This is a genomic window from Gallaecimonas pentaromativorans (assembly GCF_003751625.1).
Lineage (GTDB): Bacteria > Pseudomonadota > Gammaproteobacteria > Enterobacterales > Gallaecimonadaceae > Gallaecimonas > Gallaecimonas pentaromativorans.
Genome location: NZ_RJUL01000001.1, coordinates 214,653 through 234,693, shown reverse-complemented (window position 1 = coordinate 234,693; position 20,041 = coordinate 214,653). Strand labels below are relative to the sequence as shown.

Here is a 20,041-nt window from a genome sequence, read left to right as displayed (position 1 = left end):
TTGAATAAAAGGAGCGACCATGTTGAAGACCAAAGTTGTTGTTATCACCGGTGTGTCATCAGGTATCGGCCGCGCTAGCGCAATGAAATTTGCAACTCAGGGCTACCAAGTGTTCGGAACGGTGCGCGACATGGACAACGCGCAGGCGAGCCCCGGAGTTGTGCTTATTGAAATGGACATCCGTAACGAGGCCTCGGTGAAACGCGGGATCCAAGAGATCATGGCGCAGGCGGGTCGCATCGACGTACTGGTTAACAGTGCAGGCGTTACTCTGCTCGGGGCGATGGAAGAAACGTCCATTACTGAAGCGCAGGCAGTGTTTGATACGAACGTTTTTGGGTTACTGCGCACTATTCAAGCCGTGTTACCGCATATGCGCAAGCAGCGTTCAGGCCGAATAGTCAACATCAGCTCAGTGTTGGGCTTTTTGCCAGCACCTTACATGGCTGCCTACTCAGCCTCCAAACATGCCGTGGAAGGGCTATCTGAAACCTTGGATCATGAAGTTCGCCAATTTGGGGTTCGAGTCGTACTTGTCGAGCCTTCTTTTACCAAAACCAATCTGGATCTTAATGCTCCCCAAACCGCTGTTAGAATTCCCGAATACGGTAAAGAGTTTGAGATAGTTGCCCAGGCTATCCAGAAAAATGTCCAAAACGCGCCAGCCCCCGACGGTGTAGTGGATACCATTGTCGAGGCGGCGCTAGGTGCATGGAAGATGCGCCGGACGCCGAAAGGCGAGGCATCTATGCTGGCTAAATTACGTCGCTTTATGCCAGCAGGGGCTGTCGAGAAAGGCCTGAGAAAAACATTCGGATTGCTTTAACCTTTAGAGCTTGCACACTGCGCATGTGCGTTTTATGTCATTTGAAATGGCTTATGCCGTTTCTTCACCGAGAGTTCATTCAAGCAAATAGGTAGGGTATTCCCCTGCTATTTGCCGCTGGGGCGGCCATTGAGTAAACTTTGCGCCCCTTTTGATGTGAGCGCGCCATGCTGGACCGTACCTTCTCCGTTGCCCCCATGCTGGATTGGACCGATCGCCACTACCGGGTCTTTGCCCGGCAGCTGAGCCGTCATGCCTTGCTCTATACCGAGATGGTGACCACCGGCGCCATTATCCATGGCAAAGGCGACTACCTGGCGTTTAGCGAAGCCGAGCATCCGCTGGCGTTGCAGCTGGGGGGCTCCAACCCGGCGGACTTGGCCCACTGCGCGCGCCTCGCCGAGCAGCGGGGCTATGACGAGGTGAACATCAACGTCGGCTGCCCGTCGGATAGGGTGCAAAACGGCCGCTTCGGTGCCTGTTTGATGGCCGAGCCGCAGTTGGTGGCAGACTGCGTAAAAGCGATGCAGGACGCCGTGTCCATTCCGGTGACGGTAAAAAGCCGTATCGGTATCGACGATATGGACAGCTACCCATTCCTGATGGATTTCGTGTCCACCATCAGCGAAGCCGGCTGCGATACCTTTATTGTTCATGCCCGCAAGGCTTGGCTGAGCGGCCTTAGCCCCAAGGAAAACCGCGAAATACCGCCGCTGGACTACCCACGGGTTTACCAGCTGAAAAAGGACTTCCCGAACCTGCATATCGGTATCAACGGCGGCATCAAGACTCTGGATGAGATGCAAGGCCATCTTGAGCACGTCGATTCGGTAATGGTGGGGCGCGAGGCTTACCAAAACCCCTACCTGCTGGCCGAAGTGGACGCTGCCCTTTATGGCATGGATACCGCCATGCCCAGCCGCCGCGCCGTGGTGGAGGCCATGTTCCCTTATATTGAAGCGGAGCTCGCCGCCGGTGCCCGCCTTAACCACATCAGCCGCCATATGCTGGGGCTTTTTAACGGCCAGACCGGTGGCCGCCGCTGGCGCCGGTATTTGTCTGAGAATGCCCATAAACCGGGCGCCGGCCTTGAGGTAATGGAAGAAGCCCTGGCCCTGACCGAGTACCGCCCTGAATGAGTGGTGAATTTCGCCAATAGTGTTGGCGTATTTGGTCACCGCTGTCCCCAAATGAGGCTGCCTAAAAGGCGGCCTTATTTTTTATCTCTTTATAAATCATGCAGATAAAAAATTATCTCAGGTTGGCACGGCCCTTGTAATAACCCCTGTGTACTTGATAACCCACACATGGAGTTGGCCATGAAAAGCCTGAAAATCGCAGTATTGGCCGGTGTTGTTATGTTGTCTGCACCCGCTTTCGCCCAAGACGATCTCACCACCACTTTGACCAATATGGTGGTTGAGCAAAGCACTAAAGCCCTGGACCAAATCCAGACTCAGTTGAGCGATGAGCTCAGCAAGAAATTTGACGAAGCCATGGCTGCCATGATGCCGCAAAGCGCCCCTGAGGACGCCAGCGACGCCAAGGCCCAAAGCCCTGCCAAGGAAGGTCAGTGATGCTGAGTCTGGGTGTGTTGTTGTTGTGCTGGATGGTGCCGCCCGCCGTGGTGTTGCTGGGCGGCGCCGTAGTCACCCTGATCGGAGGTAAGCATGCGTGAACGTTGGTACAAAGACACTTCAGACAAGCTGTTGTTCGGTGTCTGTGCAGGGCTTGCCCCTATTATCGGCCTGGACAAGGCCTGGGTAAGACTGGCTGCGGTAGTGGCATTGCTACTCTCGCCCCTGACCACCGCCATTCTTTATGGGGTCGCTGTCTGGTTGTTGCCGGCTAAACCGCATCTGGAGGGACAATGGGAAAGAAAACCCTGATACTTTTGGTGCTTGTGGCCGCCTGGCTTTACTTCACCTTTGGCGGCCACTGGCACCACAGCCTGATTGCCATTTCCGGCAGTGACTGGCAAGTCAGCAACCCCCTGGGCGCGGTATTGGCGCTGGGCATTGGGCTGCTGGTAGCCTTCCTGGCCATAGGCGGCACCCTGATTGGCGTGGTGGCTGTGTTGCTGCTGGTAGCCGGTAGCCTTTTTTGTGGCCTGGCCTTTGTTTCCATCCCGCTGTGGGTGCCAATTCTGGTGATTTGGCTGTTGGTAAGGCCAGGCCGACGCGTTAACGCCGGGTAAAGAAGGCTTTTATTGCGGCCTTACATTCATCGCCCTTGAGCAGGCGAACAAATTGCTCGGCTTCATCAAAGATGGCCTTTTCTGCGCGGGCCTGATTGGGCTGGCGGATAAGCGCCTTGGTGGCCATCATCGCCCCTGAAGGCAACTGGGCAACCTGCTTGGCCATGGCCGTGGCAATCTCACATACTTGGCCATCTACCACCTGATTAATCAAGCCGTGCGCCAGGGCCTCGTCGGCCTTGAAGGGTTTACCGGTCAGCAGCCATTCGTTGGCCTTGGCCTGGCCAACCCGGTCGGCCAGCAGGACCGATGAACCGGCTTCGGCGCACAGTCCCAGTGCTACAAAGGGCAGCTGAAAACGGGCTGCCTTGTCGGCCAGTACCAGGTCGCAATGGAGCAGCACCGTGGTGCCAATGCCCACCGCCGGGCCGGCCACCGCCGCCATCAGCGGCTTTTTAAAGCGCACCAGGGTGGTGAGGAAGCGCAAAATGGGGCTGTCCGGGCCCAGTTCCTTTAAGGTCAGAAAATCTTCGAGATCGTTACCGGCGCAGAACACGTCGTTGTTGCCGACCAAGAGCACCACTTTGACAGCCGGGTCGGTGTCGGCTTGGCTTAAGGCGGCGGTGAGGCCGTCATACATGGCCTGGGTCAGCGCGTTCTTCTTGTCGATGCGGTTAAGGGTTACCGTCATGACGCCATCGGCAACGGCGCTTTGGACGAAATCGGTCATGGTGATTTCCTATATCTGATTTGGCATGAGTACGTTAGACTGGTACAACCAGTAAAACAAGGAGCTAGCGTGAAATACGCCCTGTTGCTGTTGTTATTACTGAGTGGGCCGCTCCAGGCCAAGGTGCTGGACGTCAAAGACCCCTGGGTACGGTTGGTACCGCCGGGGAGCAACAGCGCCGGTTATATGGAGCTGACCAACAAAGGCTCGCAAACCGTGGTACTGACCGGGGTGCGCAGCCGCGATGTCAAAGACATCAGCATCCATAAAACCCTGGCCCAACAGGGCAGGGTGAGCATGTATCATGTGCCCAGCCTCAGCCTGAACCCCGGCCAACGCCTGACGCTGGCCCCCGGCGGCCTGCACCTGATGCTGATGGACATAGTAAAACCCCTCAAAGAGGGCCAGCCGCTGAGGCTGGAATTGATTTTTGCCGATGGCCAGACCCAGGAGATTGAAGCCTGGCCACGTTATTCTCGATAAAGGAGTTGTTATGGCGCGAGGAAAAGTCGTTACCTGGAGCCTGCTCGGAGTGATTTTCGCAGGCTACCTGCTGGGTGTGTATTGGTCGGTAGAGCCGGACCGTTTTGACGTCAAAGCGGTTACCCAAAAAGCCGAGCAAGAAGATAACTTGCCCGACGTGACCGGCACCACCATCACCACTACCGTCATCACCATCGCCCAGACCTTGCTGGACAAACCCGGTGGCTTTTTATCCAACGACGTCACCCCGCCCTCGGTGTTTTTGGACAACATGCCGGCCTGGGAATTTGGCAACCTCGAACTGCTGCGCGACACCACCCTGGTGATGCGTAACGAGCTGTCTCGCTCCCAGTCCCAATCCCGGGAAGACCCGGATCTCAAAGAAGCCCAGCCGCTCTTTAACGTGGACCGCCGCTCCTGGGTGATGCCCCGCGCCGAGAGCGAGTACCAGCGCGGCATCAACCACCTCAAAGCCTACCGCGCCCGCCTGAGCAAAAGCGGGCCGGATAAAGCCGAGTTCTACGCCCGCGCCGACAACCTGCGCGAGCTGCTGCGCCTGGTGGATAAACGCCTGGGCAGTTACAGCCAGCGCCTGGCCGCCTCGGTGGGCCGCGAGAGCCTGGACGTGCCGGAAGACAAAGAAACCGCCGCCGACAAAGTGGCCACCTCTTGGTGGCAGCTCGATGACGTGTTCTACGAAGCCCGCGGCTACAGCTGGGGCTTGCTGCACATCCTCAAGGCCGCCGAAGTGGACTTTGGCCCCATCCTTGAGAACAAGCACGCCCTGGTGAGCCTGCGCCAGGTGATCCGCGAACTGGAAGCCACCCAACAAACGGTGTGGAGCCCCATCATCCTTAACGGCTCCGGCTTTGGCCTGCTGGCCAACCACTCGCTGGTGATGGCCAACTACATCAGCCGAGCCAACGGCGCCGTGGTGGATCTGGAAAACCTGCTGGACCGCGGATAAAGGATAAAAAGAGGAACAAGGGCTGCCTGGGTGCAGCCCTTTTTGTTTTCCTGTTATTTATGCCGCCCAAGCCGCCGAAAGGGCGGCTTTTTCATGCCTAGGCCCTGGCCTTTTCCTGTTTCTGTGGAGTCCTCATCATGAAATCCTCCGTTGCTCTTGCTTGCCTGGCTCTGGCGGCAGCGCTGCCGGCCCGTGCCGACATCATTGGTGTCTATGCCGGTGGCGGCTACTGGCACAACCATCTCTCCGGCGATCTGCTCGCAACCGACACCTCGGCCAATAACGAACTGGGCCTTGATAACGCCAATTTGGGCCAGTGGTACATCAACATCGAACACCCGCTGCCGCTGCTGCCAAACCTTCGAGTTGCGTACAGCGACATCAGCGCCCAAGGGCAGGGCACCCTCGATAGCGGTATCGTCTTTGATGACAAAACCTTCTCTGGCCAGGTGTCGTCCGACTTTGCGGTGAAGATGACCGACGCCACCTTCTACTACCAACTGTGGGATACCGGCGGCGACCTGGATCTGGGCATCACCGCCCGTAAACTGGACGGCGAGGTGCGGCTGCAAAGTGCCAGCCAGCAGGGCAGCGCCCGCCTCAATGACTGGGTGCCCATGCTTTACGGCAAAGCACGGGTCGATTTGCCGCTCACCGGCCTTTATGCCGGGGTGCAGGGCAATGGCCTTGCCTACAGCGGCAACCGATTGCTCGATTACAGCGCTTTTGTGGGTTACGACTTCGATATTCCGGGGCCGGTGGACGTGGGTGTAGAGCTTGGCTATCGCCGCCTGGAGCTGAAACTGGCCGACATCGGTGATTTTGAGTCAGACCTTCGCCTTTCTGGGCCTTTTGCTAACCTCACCATGCACTTTTAAGTAACATGATGCTCCTTGTCAGGCCCGTGTAAGCGGGCCTTTTTACACGCAACATTAATGCGTTAGTGGTTTTAGGCCGCTGATACTGTCGGTGTGTTACTGGCCACGCTAACCTTTAAGCCAATGTTGACATGGAGTTATATCAAATGAGAAAGCTGCTGCTTGCCCTTGCGATCACCGGTGGCGCCGTGCTGCCGGCCTATGCCGACAATGTGGGGATCTACGCCGGTGTTGGCCGTTGGAACAACGACTTTTCCGGCGATTTGCTGTCCGAGAACGTGCAAATCGATGACGAGATGGGCCTTAAAAGCGCCGATCTCACCCAGTGGTATATCAACTTCGAGCACCCCATCCCGGTGCTGCCCAACCTGCGTATCGCCTACAGCGACATCTCCGAAAGCGGCCAGGGCCAGCTGAATGAGAACGTTGAATTTGACGACACGCTCTACCCCGCCGGTAGCGAAATCAACAGCGATCTGCAAATCAAGATGACCGACGTCACCCTCTACTACGAGCTGTGGGATGTGGGCGGTGATTTTGACATCGGCTTGACTGGCCGTAAGCTCGACGGCCACCTCAAAATAGCCAACCCCTTGGTGGGCAGCGCCGAAGAGCCGGTGGACGAGTGGGTACCGATGCTCTATCTCAACGCCCGGGTCGACCTGCCGCTGACCGGCCTTTATGTGGGTGCCCAGGGTAATGGCGTGGTTTACAGCGGCAACCGCCTGCTCGATTACAGCGCCTTTGTGGGTTACGACTTCGACATCACCGGCCCCGTGGATGTGGGGGTGCAACTAGGCTACCGGGCCCTGCAACTCAAGCTCAATGACATTGGCGACTTTGACGCCGACATCAAGCTCGACGGCGCCTTTGCCTCGGTGACCATGCACTTCTAAGTGCGGCAAATATAAAAAAGCCTGCGTCAGCAGGCTTTTTTATTAGCTGAACTGGCTCGCTGCCCACAGCGCCAGGCCCACAAAGACCCCCAGCTTTTCATCGTCGAAGTAACCCGGGCGAAAGGCCTCGGCGTCGAGAATACCGATGGTATTGCCGGCTTCGTCGTAGAGCGGAATACAGAGCTCGGCCTGCACTTTCGGGTCGCAGGTGTAGTACTCGCCGCCGTCCTTGAGATAAGCCGCCACGTCTTGAATAAGCCGGCCGCGACCACTCAGGCCCACGGTGGCGTTGTTGGAGATGGTGGCAAACTCGGGGGTGAGCGGAAATTCGGCCCGGGACGGGGCGCCACGGTAGGCGGCTTTAACCAATACCCGCTGGCCAGCGGCATTCACCTTGGCCGGATACAGCCCCAGCCAATCCACCTGGCTTTGGGTGGTGATATGGGCAACCGCGGCGTTCAGGCGCGCCAGCAGGGCATCGTTGGCGCTGTTTTGGCCACCGAGGATGGGGCGAAGGTCGTAAGGCTCGTCGGCCAGTTGGCCAAACAGCGAGCAGGCGCCGCCTTCACCCAACTCTGGCACCTTGAATACGTAGTGGGCCAGGGGGCTTTCGGGGGCCTGGGGCGCCAGGGCGTCGAGGGCGTTGGCAGTAGCATCGGCAATGGCCAGGCCCTTGGCTGAGAGCTCAAGGCCAGACAGTTCGGCATAACGGGCTGCGTTCATGGCGCCCTCCCTAAGTAAATGATGATAAAGCGGCTTGGCATTCTACTCAGGGGTTAATGCCCTCACAACGTAGTGCTTATTCCGATATGGCATACAAAAGCCCTTTTTAATCTTTTCGTTTGGCCATCCAGGCCCCTAATATGGCGCCCATCATAATTTATGAATAGGCGCCCATGTCTCACGTACTGACACAGCTGACCCAAGCGGTCAGGGAACAACTGTCGCAACTGTCCAGCGACGATCTGCGCTGGATGAGCGGTTATCTGGCTGGCCTGGCCGATGCCAAGGCCGGAACCGGGTCTGTTGTTGCTGCACCTGCTGCCACTGCTGCTGCCAGCCGCCCGTTGCTGGTGCTCTACGGCTCCCAAACCGGCAACGCCGAGGGGGTTGCCAAAACCTTTGCCGATGCTGCCAAAGCGGCGGGCCTTGATGTCACCCTGGCCTCCATGGCCGGTTTCAAAGCCAAAAAGCTGAGCGACGCCCAGGATATCGCCTTGGTGGTGTCCACCCACGGTGACGGCGAAGCGCCGGACGATGCCATTGCCCTGCATGAGCTGCTGGGCTCCAAACGGGCGCCTGATCTTAGCCAAACCCGTTTCTCGGTACTGGCCCTTGGCGACAGCTCCTATCCGCTGTTCTGCCAGACCGGTAAAGACTTTGACGAGCGCCTGGCCGCCGCCGGCAGCGAGCGCCTGCTTACCATCAAAGAAGCCGATGTGGAGTTCCAGGCCACGGCCCAAGCCTGGCAAGACGAGCTGCTGGCCGCCCTTGCCGATGCCGCGCCCCAGGTGCAAAGCGCCGCCGAGGTCAGCAGCTCTGCTGCGCCCCAGCCGACCCGCGCCAATCCCATGAGCGCCGAAGTGCTGGCGGTGCACCCGCTGACCATCGACGCTGGCCACGAGGTCTATCACCTGGAGCTGGACGTACCTAGCCTGAGCTATCAGCCCGGTGACGCCCTTGGCATCGTGGCGCAGCAAAGCGACGCGCTGGTACAAGCGGTGCTGGACGCCACCCGCCTCAATGCCGACGAGCCGGTCACCCTTGATGGCAAAAAAGTGCGCCTCTTTGATGCCCTTAAAGGCAAAGAGCTCACCACCTTGCACCCCAAGACCGTGGCCGAGCTGCAACTGTCTGAAGGGGAAGGCCAACTGCCGGAGCGCATTCGCACCCGCAGCGAGTCGCTGACCGCCCAGCAACTTATCGATGCCCTTAAACCCCTGGCGCCGCGCCTTTACTCCATCGCCTCTTCCCCCAAGGAAGCCGAAGGCGAAGTGCACCTGACCATCGCCCTGGTGGCCTTTGAGGCCGAAGGCCAGGCCCGCTTTGGGGTAGCTTCTGGCCTTGTTTCCCGCCTGGAAGCCGGGGATGAGCTGAAGGTGTACGTGCAGCCCAACAACCGTTTCCGCCTGCCTGACGCCGACAAACCGGTGATCATGATTGGCCCTGGCACCGGTATGGCGCCGTTTCGCGCCTTTATGCAGGAGCGTGAAGCTACGCAAGCGCAAGGCCGCAACTGGCTGTTCTTTGGCAGCCGCCACCTGCGTAACGACTTCTTGTATCAGACCGAGTGGCAGCGCTGGCTGAGCGAAGGGCAGCTAAGCAAGCTGAGCCTTGCCTTCAGCCGTGACCAGCAGGACAAAATCTATGTCCAGCACCGCCTCAAAGAGGAAGGTGCCGAAGTTTGGCAGTGGCTCAATGACGGCGCCTACCTTTACGTCTGTGGCGACGGTGAACGCATGGCCAAAGACGTACACCAGGCCCTGGCCGACCTCATTGCAAGCCACGGCAACACCGATGGCGAAACCTATTTGAACGAGCTGCGCGCCCAGGGCCGCTACCTGAGGGATGTTTACTGATGGCTTCTCCCAACGAACGCATTAAGAACGAAAGCCGCCACCTGCGTGGCACCCTGGAAGAGAGCCTGCACGACGGCTACACCGGCGCGCTGCGTGAAGACGACACCCAGTTGTCCAAATTCCATGGCTTTTATCAGCAGGACGACCGCGACCAGCGCAGCGAGCGCGCCAAGCGCAAGCTAGAACCCCTGTACAGCTTTATGCTGCGCGCCCGGGTGCCAGGCGGTGTGGTGACCCCCGAGCAGTGGCTGATGGTCGACAAACTGGGCCGGGAGCTTTCCGGCGGCAGCGTGCGCCTGACCACCCGCCAGACCTTCCAGTACCACGGCATCTTAAAAGAAAGCCTCAAGCCCCTTATTCAAGGCCTGCACAGCGCCCTGCTGGACTCCATCGCCGCCTGTGGCGACGTGAACCGCAACGTTTTGTGTAACACCAACCCGGTGGATTCGAGCCTGCACCAAGAGGTGTATCGCCAGACCGTGGCGCTGTCCGAGCACCTGCTGCCCAACACCCGTGCCTATCACGAGATTTGGCTGGACGAAGAAAAGGTGGCCGACTCCGCCGAGCCCATCTACGGCGATACCTACCTGCCCCGTAAATTCAAAGCAGCCGTCGCCGTTCCGCCCCATAACGACGTGGATGTTTACGCCAACGATCTGGGCTTTGTGGCCATCGCCGAGAACGGCAAGCTGCGCGGCTACAACGTGCTGGTGGGCGGCGGCATGGGCACCACCCATGGCGACACCGCCACTTACCCGCGGGTAGCCAGCTGCCTGGGCTTTATCAGCCCCGAGCAAATGAATGTGGTGGCCGAAGCGGTGCTTACCACCCAGCGCGACCACGGCAACCGCGACCAGCGTAAAAACGCCCGTCTCAAGTACACCGTCGATCGCATGGGTGTAGACGCCTTCAAGGCTGAGGTGGAAAAACGCAGTGGCGTGACCTTCCTGCCGGAAGTGCCGGTGGTCTTTACCCAACAAGGCGACCGCTTTGGCTGGGTAGAGGGTGTGGACGGCCGCGACCACCTGACCCTGTTTGTGCCGGAAGGCCGCCTTATCGACAAGCCCGGCCAAGCCTGGCTGACCGGCCTTCGCGCCATCGCCCAGGTGCACCAGGGCGATTTTCGCATGACCGCCAACCAGAACCTCATCATTGCCGGTGTGCCCAAGGCCGAGAAGGCCAAGATTGAGGCCCTGGTGGCCGAGCATGGCCTGAACGTGCCCACCACTCGCCTGCGTGAAAACGCCATGGCCTGTGTGGCGCTGCCTACCTGTGGCCTGGCCATGGCCGAAGCCGAGCGTTACCTCGAAGACTTTGTTGCCAAGGTGCAAGGCCTGCTGGATGAAGTGGAGCTGGGCGACCAAGACATCGTTACCCGCATCACCGGCTGCCCCAACGGTTGTGCCCGTCCTTTCCTGGCCGAGATTGGCCTGGTGGGCAAGGCCCCTGGCCGTTACAACCTGTTCCTGGGCGCCGACGGCCGCGGCCTGCGGGTCAACAAGCTGTATCGCGAGAACCTCACCGAGACCGAGATCCTCGCTGAACTCAAACCGGTGCTGAGCCGCTACCGCGCCGAGCGCAACGCCGACGAGCGCTTTGGCGACTTCGTGGTACGCACCGGCGTGGTGAAGGAGGTTAAAGATGCCCAAGTCGATTTTCACGCCTGAGCACCAGCAATTGCTGGAAGGCCTGGACGCACCGGCAAGGGTGCGCTGGGCCCTGGACAACCTGCCCGGTGAATTTGCCCTGAGTTCGAGCTTTGGTATCCAGGCGGCGGTGATGCTGCACCTGGTTAACCGCGAAGCCCCCGGTATTCCGGTGATCTTCATCGACACCGGTTACCACTTCCCGGAAACCTATGGTTTTGTGGAGCAGCTCACCGACAAGCTCGGGCTCAACCTCAAGGTTTATAGCCCCAAAACCACCGCTGCCTGGCAAGAAGCTCGCTATGGCAAGCGCTGGGAGCAAGGGGTAGACGGCATCAAGGCCTACAACCAGGAAAACAAGGTTGAGCCCATGCAGCGCGCCCTGGAAGAGCTCAAGGTGCAAAGCTGGTTTGCCGGCCTTCGCCGCGAGCAGTCCAGCACCCGCGAGGGCCGCGGCGTGCTGGAAAGCCAGAACGGCCACACCAAGGTGTATCCCATCATCGATTGGAACAACCGCGATGTGTACCGCTACCTCACCGAGCACGGCCTGCCTTATCACCCCTTGTGGGACCAAGGCTACGTCTCGGTAGGAGACTGGCACTCCACCGTACCCCTGTCCGAACAGCTGAGCGAAGAACAGACCCGCTTTGGCGGCCTGGTCCGCGAATGCGGCCTGCACGAGTAAGTCATTGATGCACGATTTCCCGTTGTTCCTGGATTTACACGGCAAGGATGTGCTGGTAGTGGGCGGTGGCACAGTGGCCTGGCGTAAGGTCCAGGCGCTGCACAAGGCCGGCGCCAAGGTGCGCCTGGTGGCCAAGACCCTGTGTGCCGAAATAGCGGCCAGCCCCGTCGACCACGTTGCCGAGCAGTTCGAGCCCAAGTGGCTGGACGGCGTGTGGCTGGCCATTGCCGCCACCGACGACGAACTGGTCAACGAGGCGGTGGCCGAGGCGGCCAATGCCCGGCAGATTTGGGTCAACGTGGTAGACCAGCGCGCGCTTTGCAGCGCCATCGTGCCGGCCGTGGTGGAGCGAAAGCCGGTGACCATCGCCATTTCCAGTGACGGCCAGGCGCCGGTGCTGGCCAGGCGCCTTCGGGAAAAACTGGAAGCCGAAGTACCTCAGTGGACCGGCGCGCTGGCGGCGCTGATGGGCCGGTTTCGGGACAAAGTGGCTAGCCGCTTTGCCGCCTTTAGCGACCGGCGCCGCTTCTGGGAAGCGCTGCTGGACGGCGACACCGGCCAGCAACTGGCCAAGGGCGATACACAAGCGGCCGAAGCCGAATTGGAAGCCTTGCTGGCCGGTGAAAACCGCCGCTCAGGCTGGCTCAAACTGGTAGGCGCCGGCCCCGGCGACCCGGACTTGCTCACCCTCAAAGCCCTGCAGGCCATTCAAGCGGCTGACGTTATTGTCTACGACCGGCTGGTCTCTGACGCGGTGATGAACCTTGCTCGCCGCGACGCCGACTTTATCTCGGTAGGTAAGGAAAAGGGCCTGCATTCGGTGCCCCAGCCCGAGATTGAAGCCATCTTGGTGCGCGAAGCCGGCGCCGGCAAAAGGGTAGTGCGCCTTAAAGGCGGCGACCCCTTTGTATTTGGCCGTGGCGGCGAAGAAGTGCTGGCCGCCCGCGCCGCCGGTATCGAGGTGGACGTGGTGCCCGGCATCACCGCTGCCGCTGCTTGCAGTGCCCGCACCCAGGTGCCGCTGACCCACAGGGGCCTTGCCAACCAGATGACCCTGGTCACCGGCCATTGCCAGCCCGGCGGCGAAGACGCCAACTGGCGTGCCCTGGCCCAGCCCAAGAGCACCCTGGCGATTTACATGGGGCTGACCCAAAGCAGCCATATCGCCGACGAATTAATGGCAGGCGGCCTGGCCGCTTCCACCCCGGTATTGGTGGTGGAAAACGGCACTCGCCCAGAGGAGCGGCGCTTTCGCACCGACCTTGGCCACCTGGCCGACACTGTTGAACAGGCGCAGGTCAAATCCCCTGCGCTGTTGATGATTGGAGACACCGTGACCCTTTATCAGGAGGCAAAATGAGCCTAAGCCCCCATCTCGCGGCCCTTGAAGCCGAGTCCCTGCACATTATTCGTGAAGCGGCAGCCGAGTTTGAGCGGCCGCTGATGCTCTACTCCATCGGCAAGGATTCGAGCGTGCTGCTGCACCTTATCCGCAAGGCGTTCCTGCCGGCCCTGGTGCCCTTCCCGGTGCTGCACATCGACACTGGCTGGAAATTCCAGGCCATGTACGCCTTTCGTGATGCCCAGGCCAAGAAATTCGGCCTGGATCTGAAAGTGGTGCAAAACCCCGAGAAGCTGAACCCCTTTGACCACGGCAGCCGCTACACCGACGTGATGAAAACCGAGGCCCTCAAAGCCGAGCTGGCCCGTGGCAAGTACGACTGCGCCTTCGGTGGCGCCCGCCGTGACGAAGAAGCCTCTCGCGCCAAGGAGCGGGTGTTCTCCCACCGCGACGCCTTCCAGCGTTGGGAGCCGCGTCGCCAGCGCCCGGAGCTGTGGACCCACGTCAACAGCGACTTGGCCAAAGACGAGAGCATGCGGGTGTTCCCGCTGTCCAACTGGACCGAGCGGGACATCTGGGCTTATATCCGCGCCGAAGAAATCGAACTGGTACCGCTGTACTTTGCCGCCGAACGCCCCGTGGTAGAGCGTGATGGCCAGCTGTTCATGGTGGATGACGAGCGTTTCCGCCTTGAGCCCGGCGAAGTGCCGCAACTGAAAAAAGTGCGTTTCCGTACCCTGGGCTGCTACCCGCTGACCGCCGCCATTGAGTCCGACGCCGAGACCCTCGACCAGGTGCTGGACGAACTGGGCCAACTGGGCGCCAGCGAGCGCTCTGGCCGCATGATCGACAAAGACTCTACGGCCGCCATGGAACGTAAGAAACGCCAGGGGTACTTCTGATGCAAGAAACACTGAAACTGTTGACCTGTGGCTCCGTCGACGACGGCAAGTCCACCCTGATTGGCCGCTTTTTGTTTGAAACCGGCCAGCTTTATGCCGACCAGCTCAAAGCCCTTGGCGACCCCCTTGAGAACGGCGAACTGCCGTTTGCCAACCTGCTGGACGGCCTGGAAGCCGAGCGCAGCCAGGGGATTACCATCGACGTGGCCTGGCGTTTTGCCGAAGCCGGCAGCCGCCATCTCATCATTGCCGACACCCCCGGACACGAGCAGTACACCCGCAACATGGTCACCGGCGCTTCCCATTGCGACCTGGCCATCATCCTGGTGGACGCCCGCAAAGGCATCATCCGCCAGACCCGCCGCCACAGCTTTTTGTGCCACTTGCTGGGCATTCGCCAGTTCGTGGTGGCGGTGAACAAGATGGACGCGGTGGACTACGACGAAGCCACCTTCAAGGCCATCGAAGCGGACTACTACAAGCTGGCCGAGCGCATGCCCGGCGCCAACATCAAGGTGTTGCCGGTCTCCGCCCTTAAAGGCGAGAACCTGGCCAAGCTGTCCGAGAAAATGCCCTGGTACCACGGCCCAAGCCTGCTTGGCGCCCTGGAAGACGCCAGCGTCAGCCGCCCCTCGGTGGACGGCGTGCGCCTGCCGGTGCAAAGCATCATCCGCCCCAACCAGGATTTTCGCGGCTTTGCCGGTACCCTCTTTGCGGGCACGGTGCAGGCCGGCGACACCCTTTATCACTGGCCGTCCGGCAACCATGCCCTGGTGCAAAGCGTGTGGCGCTCCGGCTCCGAAGTGGAGCTGATTGAAGCGGGCGACGCGGTAGCGGTGCAGCTGGACCGGGAAATCGACATTAGCCGCGGCGACTGGCTGACCAACAGCCCGGTCACCGGCGCCCGCATCTGGAAAGGCTGGCTGGTGTGGCTTAACGACCAAGGCCATCAACCCGGCAAGCGTTATCGCATCAAGGCGGCCAGCCGCTGGACCTGGGGTAAGGTAGCGAACGTCAGCGGCCAGCTGAACGTGGACAACTGGACCATCAGCGACGATGCCGAACTGAAAACCAACGCTATCGGCCAGGTCACGCTGCAACTGGAAGAAGCCCAGGCCCTGGACATCTACCAGCAAAGCCGCCACACCGGCAGCCTGATCCTGGTGGACCCGGACACCCAGCAGACCGTGGCTGCCTTTATGGCCGAAGAAGCGGTGGCGGACACCGCTGAGCAGCGCCCGGCGGTCAGCCAGGCCGAGAAAGAGCTCAACGCCTACATTCGCCGCCACTATCCGCACTGGCAAGCCATCGACGTGAGCGACTGGTCATGAGCAGCAACCTGACCTGGCACCAGCATACGGTAGACGCTACCAGCCGCGCCAAGGCCTTGGGCCAAAAGCCCCTGGTGCTGTGGTTTACCGGCCTGTCTGGGGCCGGTAAATCAACGCTTGCCAACGGTGTGGAGCAGGCCCTGGCCGGTGCCGGTAAGCATTCGTTCCTGCTGGACGGCGACAACGTGCGCCATGGCCTTTGCAGCGATCTGGGGTTTAGCGACAGCGATCGCACCGAGAACCTGCGCCGGGTCGGCGAAGTGGCCCGGCTGATGGTGGATGCAGGGCTGATTGTACTGGCCGCTTTTGTGTCGCCCTTTGCCAGCGACCGCCAACTCATTCGTGAGCGACTGCCCCAAGGACGCTTTTTCGAAATTTACGTGGAAGCGAGCCTGGAGGCTTGTGAATCCCGCGACCCCAAAGGCCTTTATGCCAAGGCGCGGCGCGGCGAAATCAAGCACATGACCGGTCTTGATTCCCCCTTTGAAGTGCCTGCCAGCCCTGACTTGGTGGTGAACACCCAAGCCTTGTCTCCTGCCGAGGCGGTCAATAAAGTATTGGAATGGCTCGAAAAGGAAGTGGGGCTTGATGCAAGCGCTGATTGATGCGGTTAAAGCGGCGGGGCTAAAGGCCCTGTCGTTCCAGGGCAAGGTGGGCGCCGAGGATAAGGCCGACGGCTCGCCGGTGACCCTGGCCGACAAGGCGGCCAATGACATTCTGATGCTGGCCTTGAGTGAAACCGGTTACCCGGTGTTGTCGGAAGAAGGGGCCCATACCCCTTGGGAGGCGCGCCAGCACTGGCAAAAGTTCTGGCTGGTGGACCCTCTGGACGGCACCAAGGAGTTTTTGGCCGGGCGCCCCGATTTTACCGTCAACCTGGCTTTGATTGACGGCGGCGAGCCGGTGCTGGGGCTAGTGTACGTGCCCGCTACCGACCATCTCTATGTGGGCGAAAAGGGCAAAGGCGCCTACCTGGAAGTGGCCGGGGAGCGGCGCGCCATCAGCGTTAACCCCGATGGCACGCCGCCGGTGGTGGTGGCCTCTCGCTCCCATCCGGCGCCGGAGCTGGCCGGCTGGCTGGCAAAACTGGGTGAGCACGAGTTGCTCAGCCGAGGCTCGAGCCTCAAGTTCTGCGCCATTGCCGACGGTAGCGCCCAGCTCTATCCGCGCTTTAACCCCACCATGATGTGGGATACGGCAGCGGCTCAGGCGGTCTTGGAAGCGGCCGGTGGCCTGGTGCTGACTCTGGCCGGCGAGCCTTTGGGCTATCGCCGGGAGAACCTGCGAAACGGCGGCTTTATTGCCACTGCAGCTGCACGTCTGCTGCCAGAGCCTTCTTAAACTCCCCTTCAAACTTGTTGTCCGGCTCGGCTGACATCAGCCGGGCCAGCTCATCCCCTACCGAGCTGAAACGGTAATAGGTCAGGTGTACCTTCCGCCGGCCGCCACTGAGCACCCCTTTGTGGGAACCAACGTTAAAGTGCAGCGGGCTGAGTTTGAGGTCGGCACTCAGCAGCTCCGAGCTTTGCAGCAGGCCAATTTCCATCAAGGTGGCCAGCGCCGAGTAGGGCAGGCCGAACTGGCCCAGGGGCAGCAGCCGGGTTTGGCTACCGCCGAGGGTATGGCGCCGGTAAATGCCAATCACCAGCCGGTATTCCTGACCCACCTGCAGCGCCATGTTAACGGCCTTGGCAAAGAGCCCGGTTTCCTTGACCGAGAGCTTTTCCAGCACCTCCAAGGCGCGCCGTGAAAAGCTGCCGGGGTTTTCCAGCTCACGCAGCAGGATATTGGCCCACAAGCCCTGCATGCGGGGGCTGCCGATGTTCTCGCTCAAGCGGCTGAAGTGATAGAACCAGTCGCCATCGACATCATCTACCACGGTGCTGTCATCGGACTGCCCCAAGGCCCGGCGAATGATCGCCTCCAGGTTTTTCTGGCGGCGGGTCACACCGATGGCGGCTCTGTGCCTGGCTCTGTCCAGGGGGTTACCCTTTTCATCGCTGTTCAGTGCCCCTTCCAGCCCTTGTTGCTGGGCCAACTGGCGCAACCTGTCGGTGGGGCTGTACCCCATGCGTTCCACTGCTGGTGTTTTGTCCATGATGGGTGATGTTGAAAATGGCGTGACGCCAGCCTAGCGCAATTCGCGGTGGCTGTCGCCAGCCCAGGCACCATACTAGGGATGGAGGTGCCTGGATCATGAGAGTCGTTTGTTTGGTATTGCTGTGGCTGCTGATGACCCCTGTTCGTGCCGACTGGTTAGACAGTCAGCGCCAGGGCCTGCAACAGGCCGAAGTACAACTGCAATTGTTGGCCGAGATGGGTAACTGGCCACACCTTGAGGGCCCGACCTTGCGCCTGGGCGACAAGGGCGATGCGGTGCTCAAACTGCGCGAAATGCTGGTGCTGAGCGGCGATCTCACCGAAGACGTGCCAGGCCGTGACCAGTTTGACGCCGCCCTTGGCGAGGCGGTAAAGCGTTTTCAAGGGCGCCTTGGCCTTAACGAAGACGCCGTAGTGGGCAAGGCCACCATGGCGGCGCTCAATGTCACCCCGGCCCAGCGGCTGACCCAAATTCAAGCCACCCTGGCGCGGATGCGCCAACTGAGCCCCGCCAGCGAACAGCTTATCGTCAACATTCCCGCCTACACCCTCACCTGGTTTGCCGGCAACGAGGTGCGCTTGCAGTCACGCATCGTGGTGGGGCGTCCGTCCCGGCCGACGCCGCTGATGCAAAGCGAAGTTACCGCCATCGAGCTCAACCCCTTTTGGAACGTGCCTTACAGCATTTTTCGTCGTGACTACCTGCCAAAAATGCGCCGCCAGGGCTTTGAACCGCTGGTGGACCACCAGATTGAGATTGTCGAAGGCTATGGCCGCGCTACCCAGGTGGTGCCGCTGCCGGAGCAAGTGCCCGCTCACTGGCCACCTACCTGGCGGCTTCGCCAACGGGCCGGGGACTTTAACGCCCTGGGCCGCTTGAAATTCGTGCTGCCCAACAACGAGGCCATTTACCTGCACCACACCAACCAGCCGGGGCTGTTTCGCCAGGCGAAAAGAGCATACAGCTCGGGGTGCATTCGGGTCGAAGCGGCCTATACCCTGGCCGACCGTTTGCTGTTCGACCACCCCGGCTGGCGCCAGGCGCTGGACAGCGGCCAGTGGCAGAAAATCACCCTCAGCCAACCTCTGCCGGTGGCACTGGTGTATTGGACTGCCTGGGTGGATGCAAGTGGTCACTTACACTTCAGAGACGATATCTACGGGCTTGATCTGGGGCCTGACTCACAATTTGCGCTGCATAAAGATTGATCATTTTTTGTGCTGCAGGTAGTTTGAGGGCTGTTTTAAACGCAACTCTCTAAAACACCCAGTTGTAGGAGGTGAAATGCAGCACAAAATGCTCTCACGCCGTCGTTTTTTATTCGGCGTCAGCACCCTGGCTGCTGCCAGTGTCCTACCAGGGAAGGCCATGGCCAGTGTGGGCCACAAGCGTGCATTAAGCATGGTTAATTTGCACACAGGACAGACTGCTCAGGGGATTTATTGGCAAAACGGCCTTTATCTCAACGAAACCCTGCAAAGCTTCAATGAGGTGCTCAAAGATCACCGCAGCGGCGATGTGACTCACATGGATCCGGCGCTCTTTGACCAACTCACCCGCTTGACCGGTAACCTCGGTTTTGATGGCACTATCGAAGTGATCTCCGGTTATCGCAGCCCGGCGTCCAACGCGGCCATGAAAAAGGCCGGCCATCATGTGGCCACCAAGTCTTTTCATTGTTTAGGGAAAGCCATCGACATTCGCCTGCCCGGTATTCAGCTGGCCAAAGCCCACAAAGCGGCCCTGGCCATGAAAGCTGGCGGCGTGGGCTACTACCCCCAGGATGGTTTTATCCATATCGATACCGGCCCGGTGCGCCGTTGGTAAAAAGGTGCAATAGCGCCCACAAAAAAGACGAGCCTTGGCTCGTCTTTTTGCGTTCAGGGGCGGTTATGCGCCCAGCAACTGGTGCAGCAGCGCCATCACGTTTTTGATGTCGTCATCGCTCAGTTTGCCGTCTTTGACAAAGCGTACCTTGCCGTCTTGGTCCACCACGATGATGGCCGAGCTTTTCGGCGCGAGATCCCAGGCTTTTTTCACAACGCCTTTTTCGTCCAGCACCACCTGCGAGTAGGGGAAGTCTTTTTTGCCGTCTTTGGCGGAGCTGCGTACAAAGGCGCCGGTGCCCCAGATGGCGTCATCAACGTTGATGATGGTAACGGTCTGGTATTTGTCCTGGGGCAGGTGGCCTTTCTTGATGGCGTCGATCAGCGGATCGTTGATCTCTTTGGCGCTGGTGCGTCCGGCAAAGGCCTGGATCACCCGCACTTTGCCAGTCAGGCTGTCGGTGGAGAAGGGCTCATAGCCGAATTTTTTATTCTCATAGGTCACGGCGCCGTCGTCGGTAACGGTGGCGCTGGGTACCGGAGCATTGAGCTCGATATTGTGGGCCAGGGCTGGGAAAGCCAAAGCCAGGGTGAAGGCGGCGGTAAGAGTTAAACGCATGTTCTGCTGCTCCTTTTTATGTGGTCCAACCAT

Annotated in this window: 23 protein-coding genes; 19 read left to right on the top strand and 4 right to left on the bottom strand. The window is 60.0% G+C overall.

Annotated features, from left to right (window positions below; translation table 11 throughout):
* Positions 1-19 precede the first annotated feature (19 nt).
* The 5 genes from EDC28_RS01115 to EDC28_RS01095 all read left to right on the top strand — a co-directional run bounded on the left by EDC28_RS01115 (position 20) and on the right by EDC28_RS01095 (position 3,023).
* A complete protein-coding gene (locus EDC28_RS01115) occupies positions 20-826 on the top strand; it encodes an oxidoreductase (RefSeq protein ID WP_050657823.1) in 807 nt (268 codons plus the stop codon).
* Between the two features lie 167 nt (positions 827-993).
* A complete protein-coding gene (dusA, locus tag EDC28_RS01110; RefSeq protein ID WP_123420384.1) occupies positions 994-1,965 on the top strand; it encodes a tRNA dihydrouridine(20/20a) synthase DusA in 972 nt (323 codons plus the stop codon).
* 180 nt (positions 1,966-2,145) lie between these two features.
* Entirely contained in the window at positions 2,146-2,403 is a 258-nt protein-coding gene (locus EDC28_RS01105) for a hypothetical protein (protein ID WP_123420383.1), read from the top strand.
* A 93-nt stretch (positions 2,404-2,496) separates the two neighbouring features.
* Complete coding sequence (locus EDC28_RS01100) at positions 2,497-2,715, top strand: PspC domain-containing protein (RefSeq protein WP_123420382.1); 219 nt, start codon at positions 2,497-2,499, stop codon at positions 2,713-2,715.
* Positions 2,697-3,023: a hypothetical protein gene (locus EDC28_RS01095; protein ID WP_050657819.1), complete on the top strand. Its 327-nt coding sequence runs from the start codon at positions 2,697-2,699 to the stop codon at positions 3,021-3,023. Before EDC28_RS01100 ends, EDC28_RS01095 begins: the two co-directional genes overlap by 19 nt.
* Here the strand turns inward: EDC28_RS01095 and EDC28_RS01090 are convergent.
* Entirely contained in the window at positions 3,010-3,753 is a 744-nt protein-coding gene (locus EDC28_RS01090; protein WP_050657818.1) for an enoyl-CoA hydratase-related protein, read from the bottom strand. The genes EDC28_RS01095 and EDC28_RS01090 overlap by 14 nt on opposite strands.
* Positions 3,754-3,822: 69 nt before the next feature.
* On the opposite strand from EDC28_RS01090, the gene EDC28_RS01085 reads away from it, so the two are divergent.
* From EDC28_RS01085 to EDC28_RS01070, 4 genes are all read left to right on the top strand, one after another.
* The gene (locus tag EDC28_RS01085) at positions 3,823-4,236 is read left to right on the top strand and encodes a copper chaperone PCu(A)C (RefSeq protein WP_170163988.1); all 414 of its coding nucleotides are present in this window, start codon (positions 3,823-3,825) and stop codon (positions 4,234-4,236) included.
* Between the two features lie 10 nt (positions 4,237-4,246).
* Positions 4,247-5,203: a DUF2333 family protein gene (locus EDC28_RS01080; protein WP_050657816.1), complete on the top strand. Its 957-nt coding sequence runs from the start codon at positions 4,247-4,249 to the stop codon at positions 5,201-5,203.
* 137 nt (positions 5,204-5,340) lie between these two features.
* On the top strand, positions 5,341-6,081 hold the full coding sequence (locus tag EDC28_RS01075; RefSeq protein ID WP_123420380.1) for a TIGR04219 family outer membrane beta-barrel protein: 741 nt from the start codon (positions 5,341-5,343) through the stop codon (positions 6,079-6,081).
* Positions 6,082-6,227: 146 nt separating this feature from the next.
* Positions 6,228-6,977, top strand: coding sequence for a TIGR04219 family outer membrane beta-barrel protein (locus EDC28_RS01070; RefSeq protein WP_170163987.1), 750 nt, complete (start codon positions 6,228-6,230; stop codon positions 6,975-6,977).
* A 42-nt stretch (positions 6,978-7,019) separates the two neighbouring features.
* Here EDC28_RS01070 and EDC28_RS01065 read toward each other — a convergent pair whose 3' ends face one another.
* Complete coding sequence (locus EDC28_RS01065) at positions 7,020-7,700, bottom strand: GAF domain-containing protein (protein WP_050657813.1); 681 nt, start codon at positions 7,698-7,700, stop codon at positions 7,020-7,022.
* A gap of 173 nt (positions 7,701-7,873) precedes the next feature.
* Between EDC28_RS01065 and EDC28_RS01060 the strand changes: the two genes are divergently transcribed.
* From EDC28_RS01060 to cysQ, 8 genes are read left to right on the top strand one after another with little or no spacing between them, the layout of a single operon-like run.
* Positions 7,874-9,556, top strand: coding sequence for a diflavin oxidoreductase (locus EDC28_RS01060; protein WP_170163986.1), 1,683 nt, complete (start codon positions 7,874-7,876; stop codon positions 9,554-9,556).
* A complete protein-coding gene (cysI, locus tag EDC28_RS01055) occupies positions 9,556-11,223 on the top strand; it encodes an assimilatory sulfite reductase (NADPH) hemoprotein subunit (RefSeq protein WP_123420378.1) in 1,668 nt (555 codons plus the stop codon). The genes EDC28_RS01060 and cysI overlap by 1 nt, the downstream gene beginning before the upstream one ends.
* Positions 11,198-11,887, top strand: a complete 690-nt coding sequence (locus tag EDC28_RS01050) for a phosphoadenylyl-sulfate reductase (RefSeq protein ID WP_050657810.1) — start codon at positions 11,198-11,200, stop codon at positions 11,885-11,887. Before cysI ends, EDC28_RS01050 begins: the two co-directional genes overlap by 26 nt.
* A gap of 7 nt (positions 11,888-11,894) precedes the next feature.
* The gene (gene cysG, locus EDC28_RS01045) at positions 11,895-13,247 is read left to right on the top strand and encodes a siroheme synthase CysG (RefSeq protein WP_123420377.1); all 1,353 of its coding nucleotides are present in this window, start codon (positions 11,895-11,897) and stop codon (positions 13,245-13,247) included.
* A complete protein-coding gene (gene cysD, locus EDC28_RS01040) occupies positions 13,244-14,131 on the top strand; it encodes a sulfate adenylyltransferase subunit CysD (protein ID WP_050657808.1) in 888 nt (295 codons plus the stop codon). The genes cysG and cysD overlap by 4 nt, the downstream gene beginning before the upstream one ends.
* The gene (locus EDC28_RS01035) at positions 14,131-15,462 is read left to right on the top strand and encodes a sulfate adenylyltransferase subunit 1 (protein WP_123420376.1); all 1,332 of its coding nucleotides are present in this window, start codon (positions 14,131-14,133) and stop codon (positions 15,460-15,462) included. Before cysD ends, EDC28_RS01035 begins: the two co-directional genes overlap by 1 nt.
* Positions 15,459-16,067, top strand: coding sequence for an adenylyl-sulfate kinase (cysC, locus tag EDC28_RS01030; protein WP_123420375.1), 609 nt, complete (start codon positions 15,459-15,461; stop codon positions 16,065-16,067). Before EDC28_RS01035 ends, cysC begins: the two co-directional genes overlap by 4 nt.
* Complete coding sequence (gene cysQ, locus EDC28_RS01025) at positions 16,048-16,803, top strand: 3'(2'),5'-bisphosphate nucleotidase CysQ (RefSeq protein WP_419179021.1); 756 nt, start codon at positions 16,048-16,050, stop codon at positions 16,801-16,803. The genes cysC and cysQ overlap by 20 nt, the downstream gene beginning before the upstream one ends.
* Here cysQ and EDC28_RS01020 read toward each other — a convergent pair.
* Entirely contained in the window at positions 16,760-17,560 is an 801-nt protein-coding gene (locus tag EDC28_RS01020; protein ID WP_123420373.1) for a TIGR03899 family protein, read from the bottom strand. The two genes, cysQ and EDC28_RS01020, sit on opposite strands and share 44 nt — an antisense overlap.
* A gap of 98 nt (positions 17,561-17,658) precedes the next feature.
* Here EDC28_RS01020 and EDC28_RS01015 point away from each other — a divergent pair, with 98 nt between their 5' ends.
* Positions 17,659-18,771 (top strand): L,D-transpeptidase family protein, encoded by a 1,113-nt coding sequence (locus EDC28_RS01015; RefSeq protein WP_083445748.1) that lies wholly within the window; start codon positions 17,659-17,661, stop codon positions 18,769-18,771.
* A gap of 76 nt (positions 18,772-18,847) precedes the next feature.
* Entirely contained in the window at positions 18,848-19,390 is a 543-nt protein-coding gene (gene mepK / locus EDC28_RS01010; RefSeq protein ID WP_050657802.1) for a peptidoglycan L,D-endopeptidase MepK, read from the top strand.
* Between the two features lie 63 nt (positions 19,391-19,453).
* On the opposite strand, the gene EDC28_RS01005 is transcribed toward mepK, so the two are convergent.
* On the bottom strand, positions 19,454-20,008 hold the full coding sequence (locus tag EDC28_RS01005; protein WP_123420372.1) for a YtfJ family protein: 555 nt from the start codon (positions 20,006-20,008) through the stop codon (positions 19,454-19,456).
* Positions 20,009-20,041: the final 33 nt, after the last annotated feature.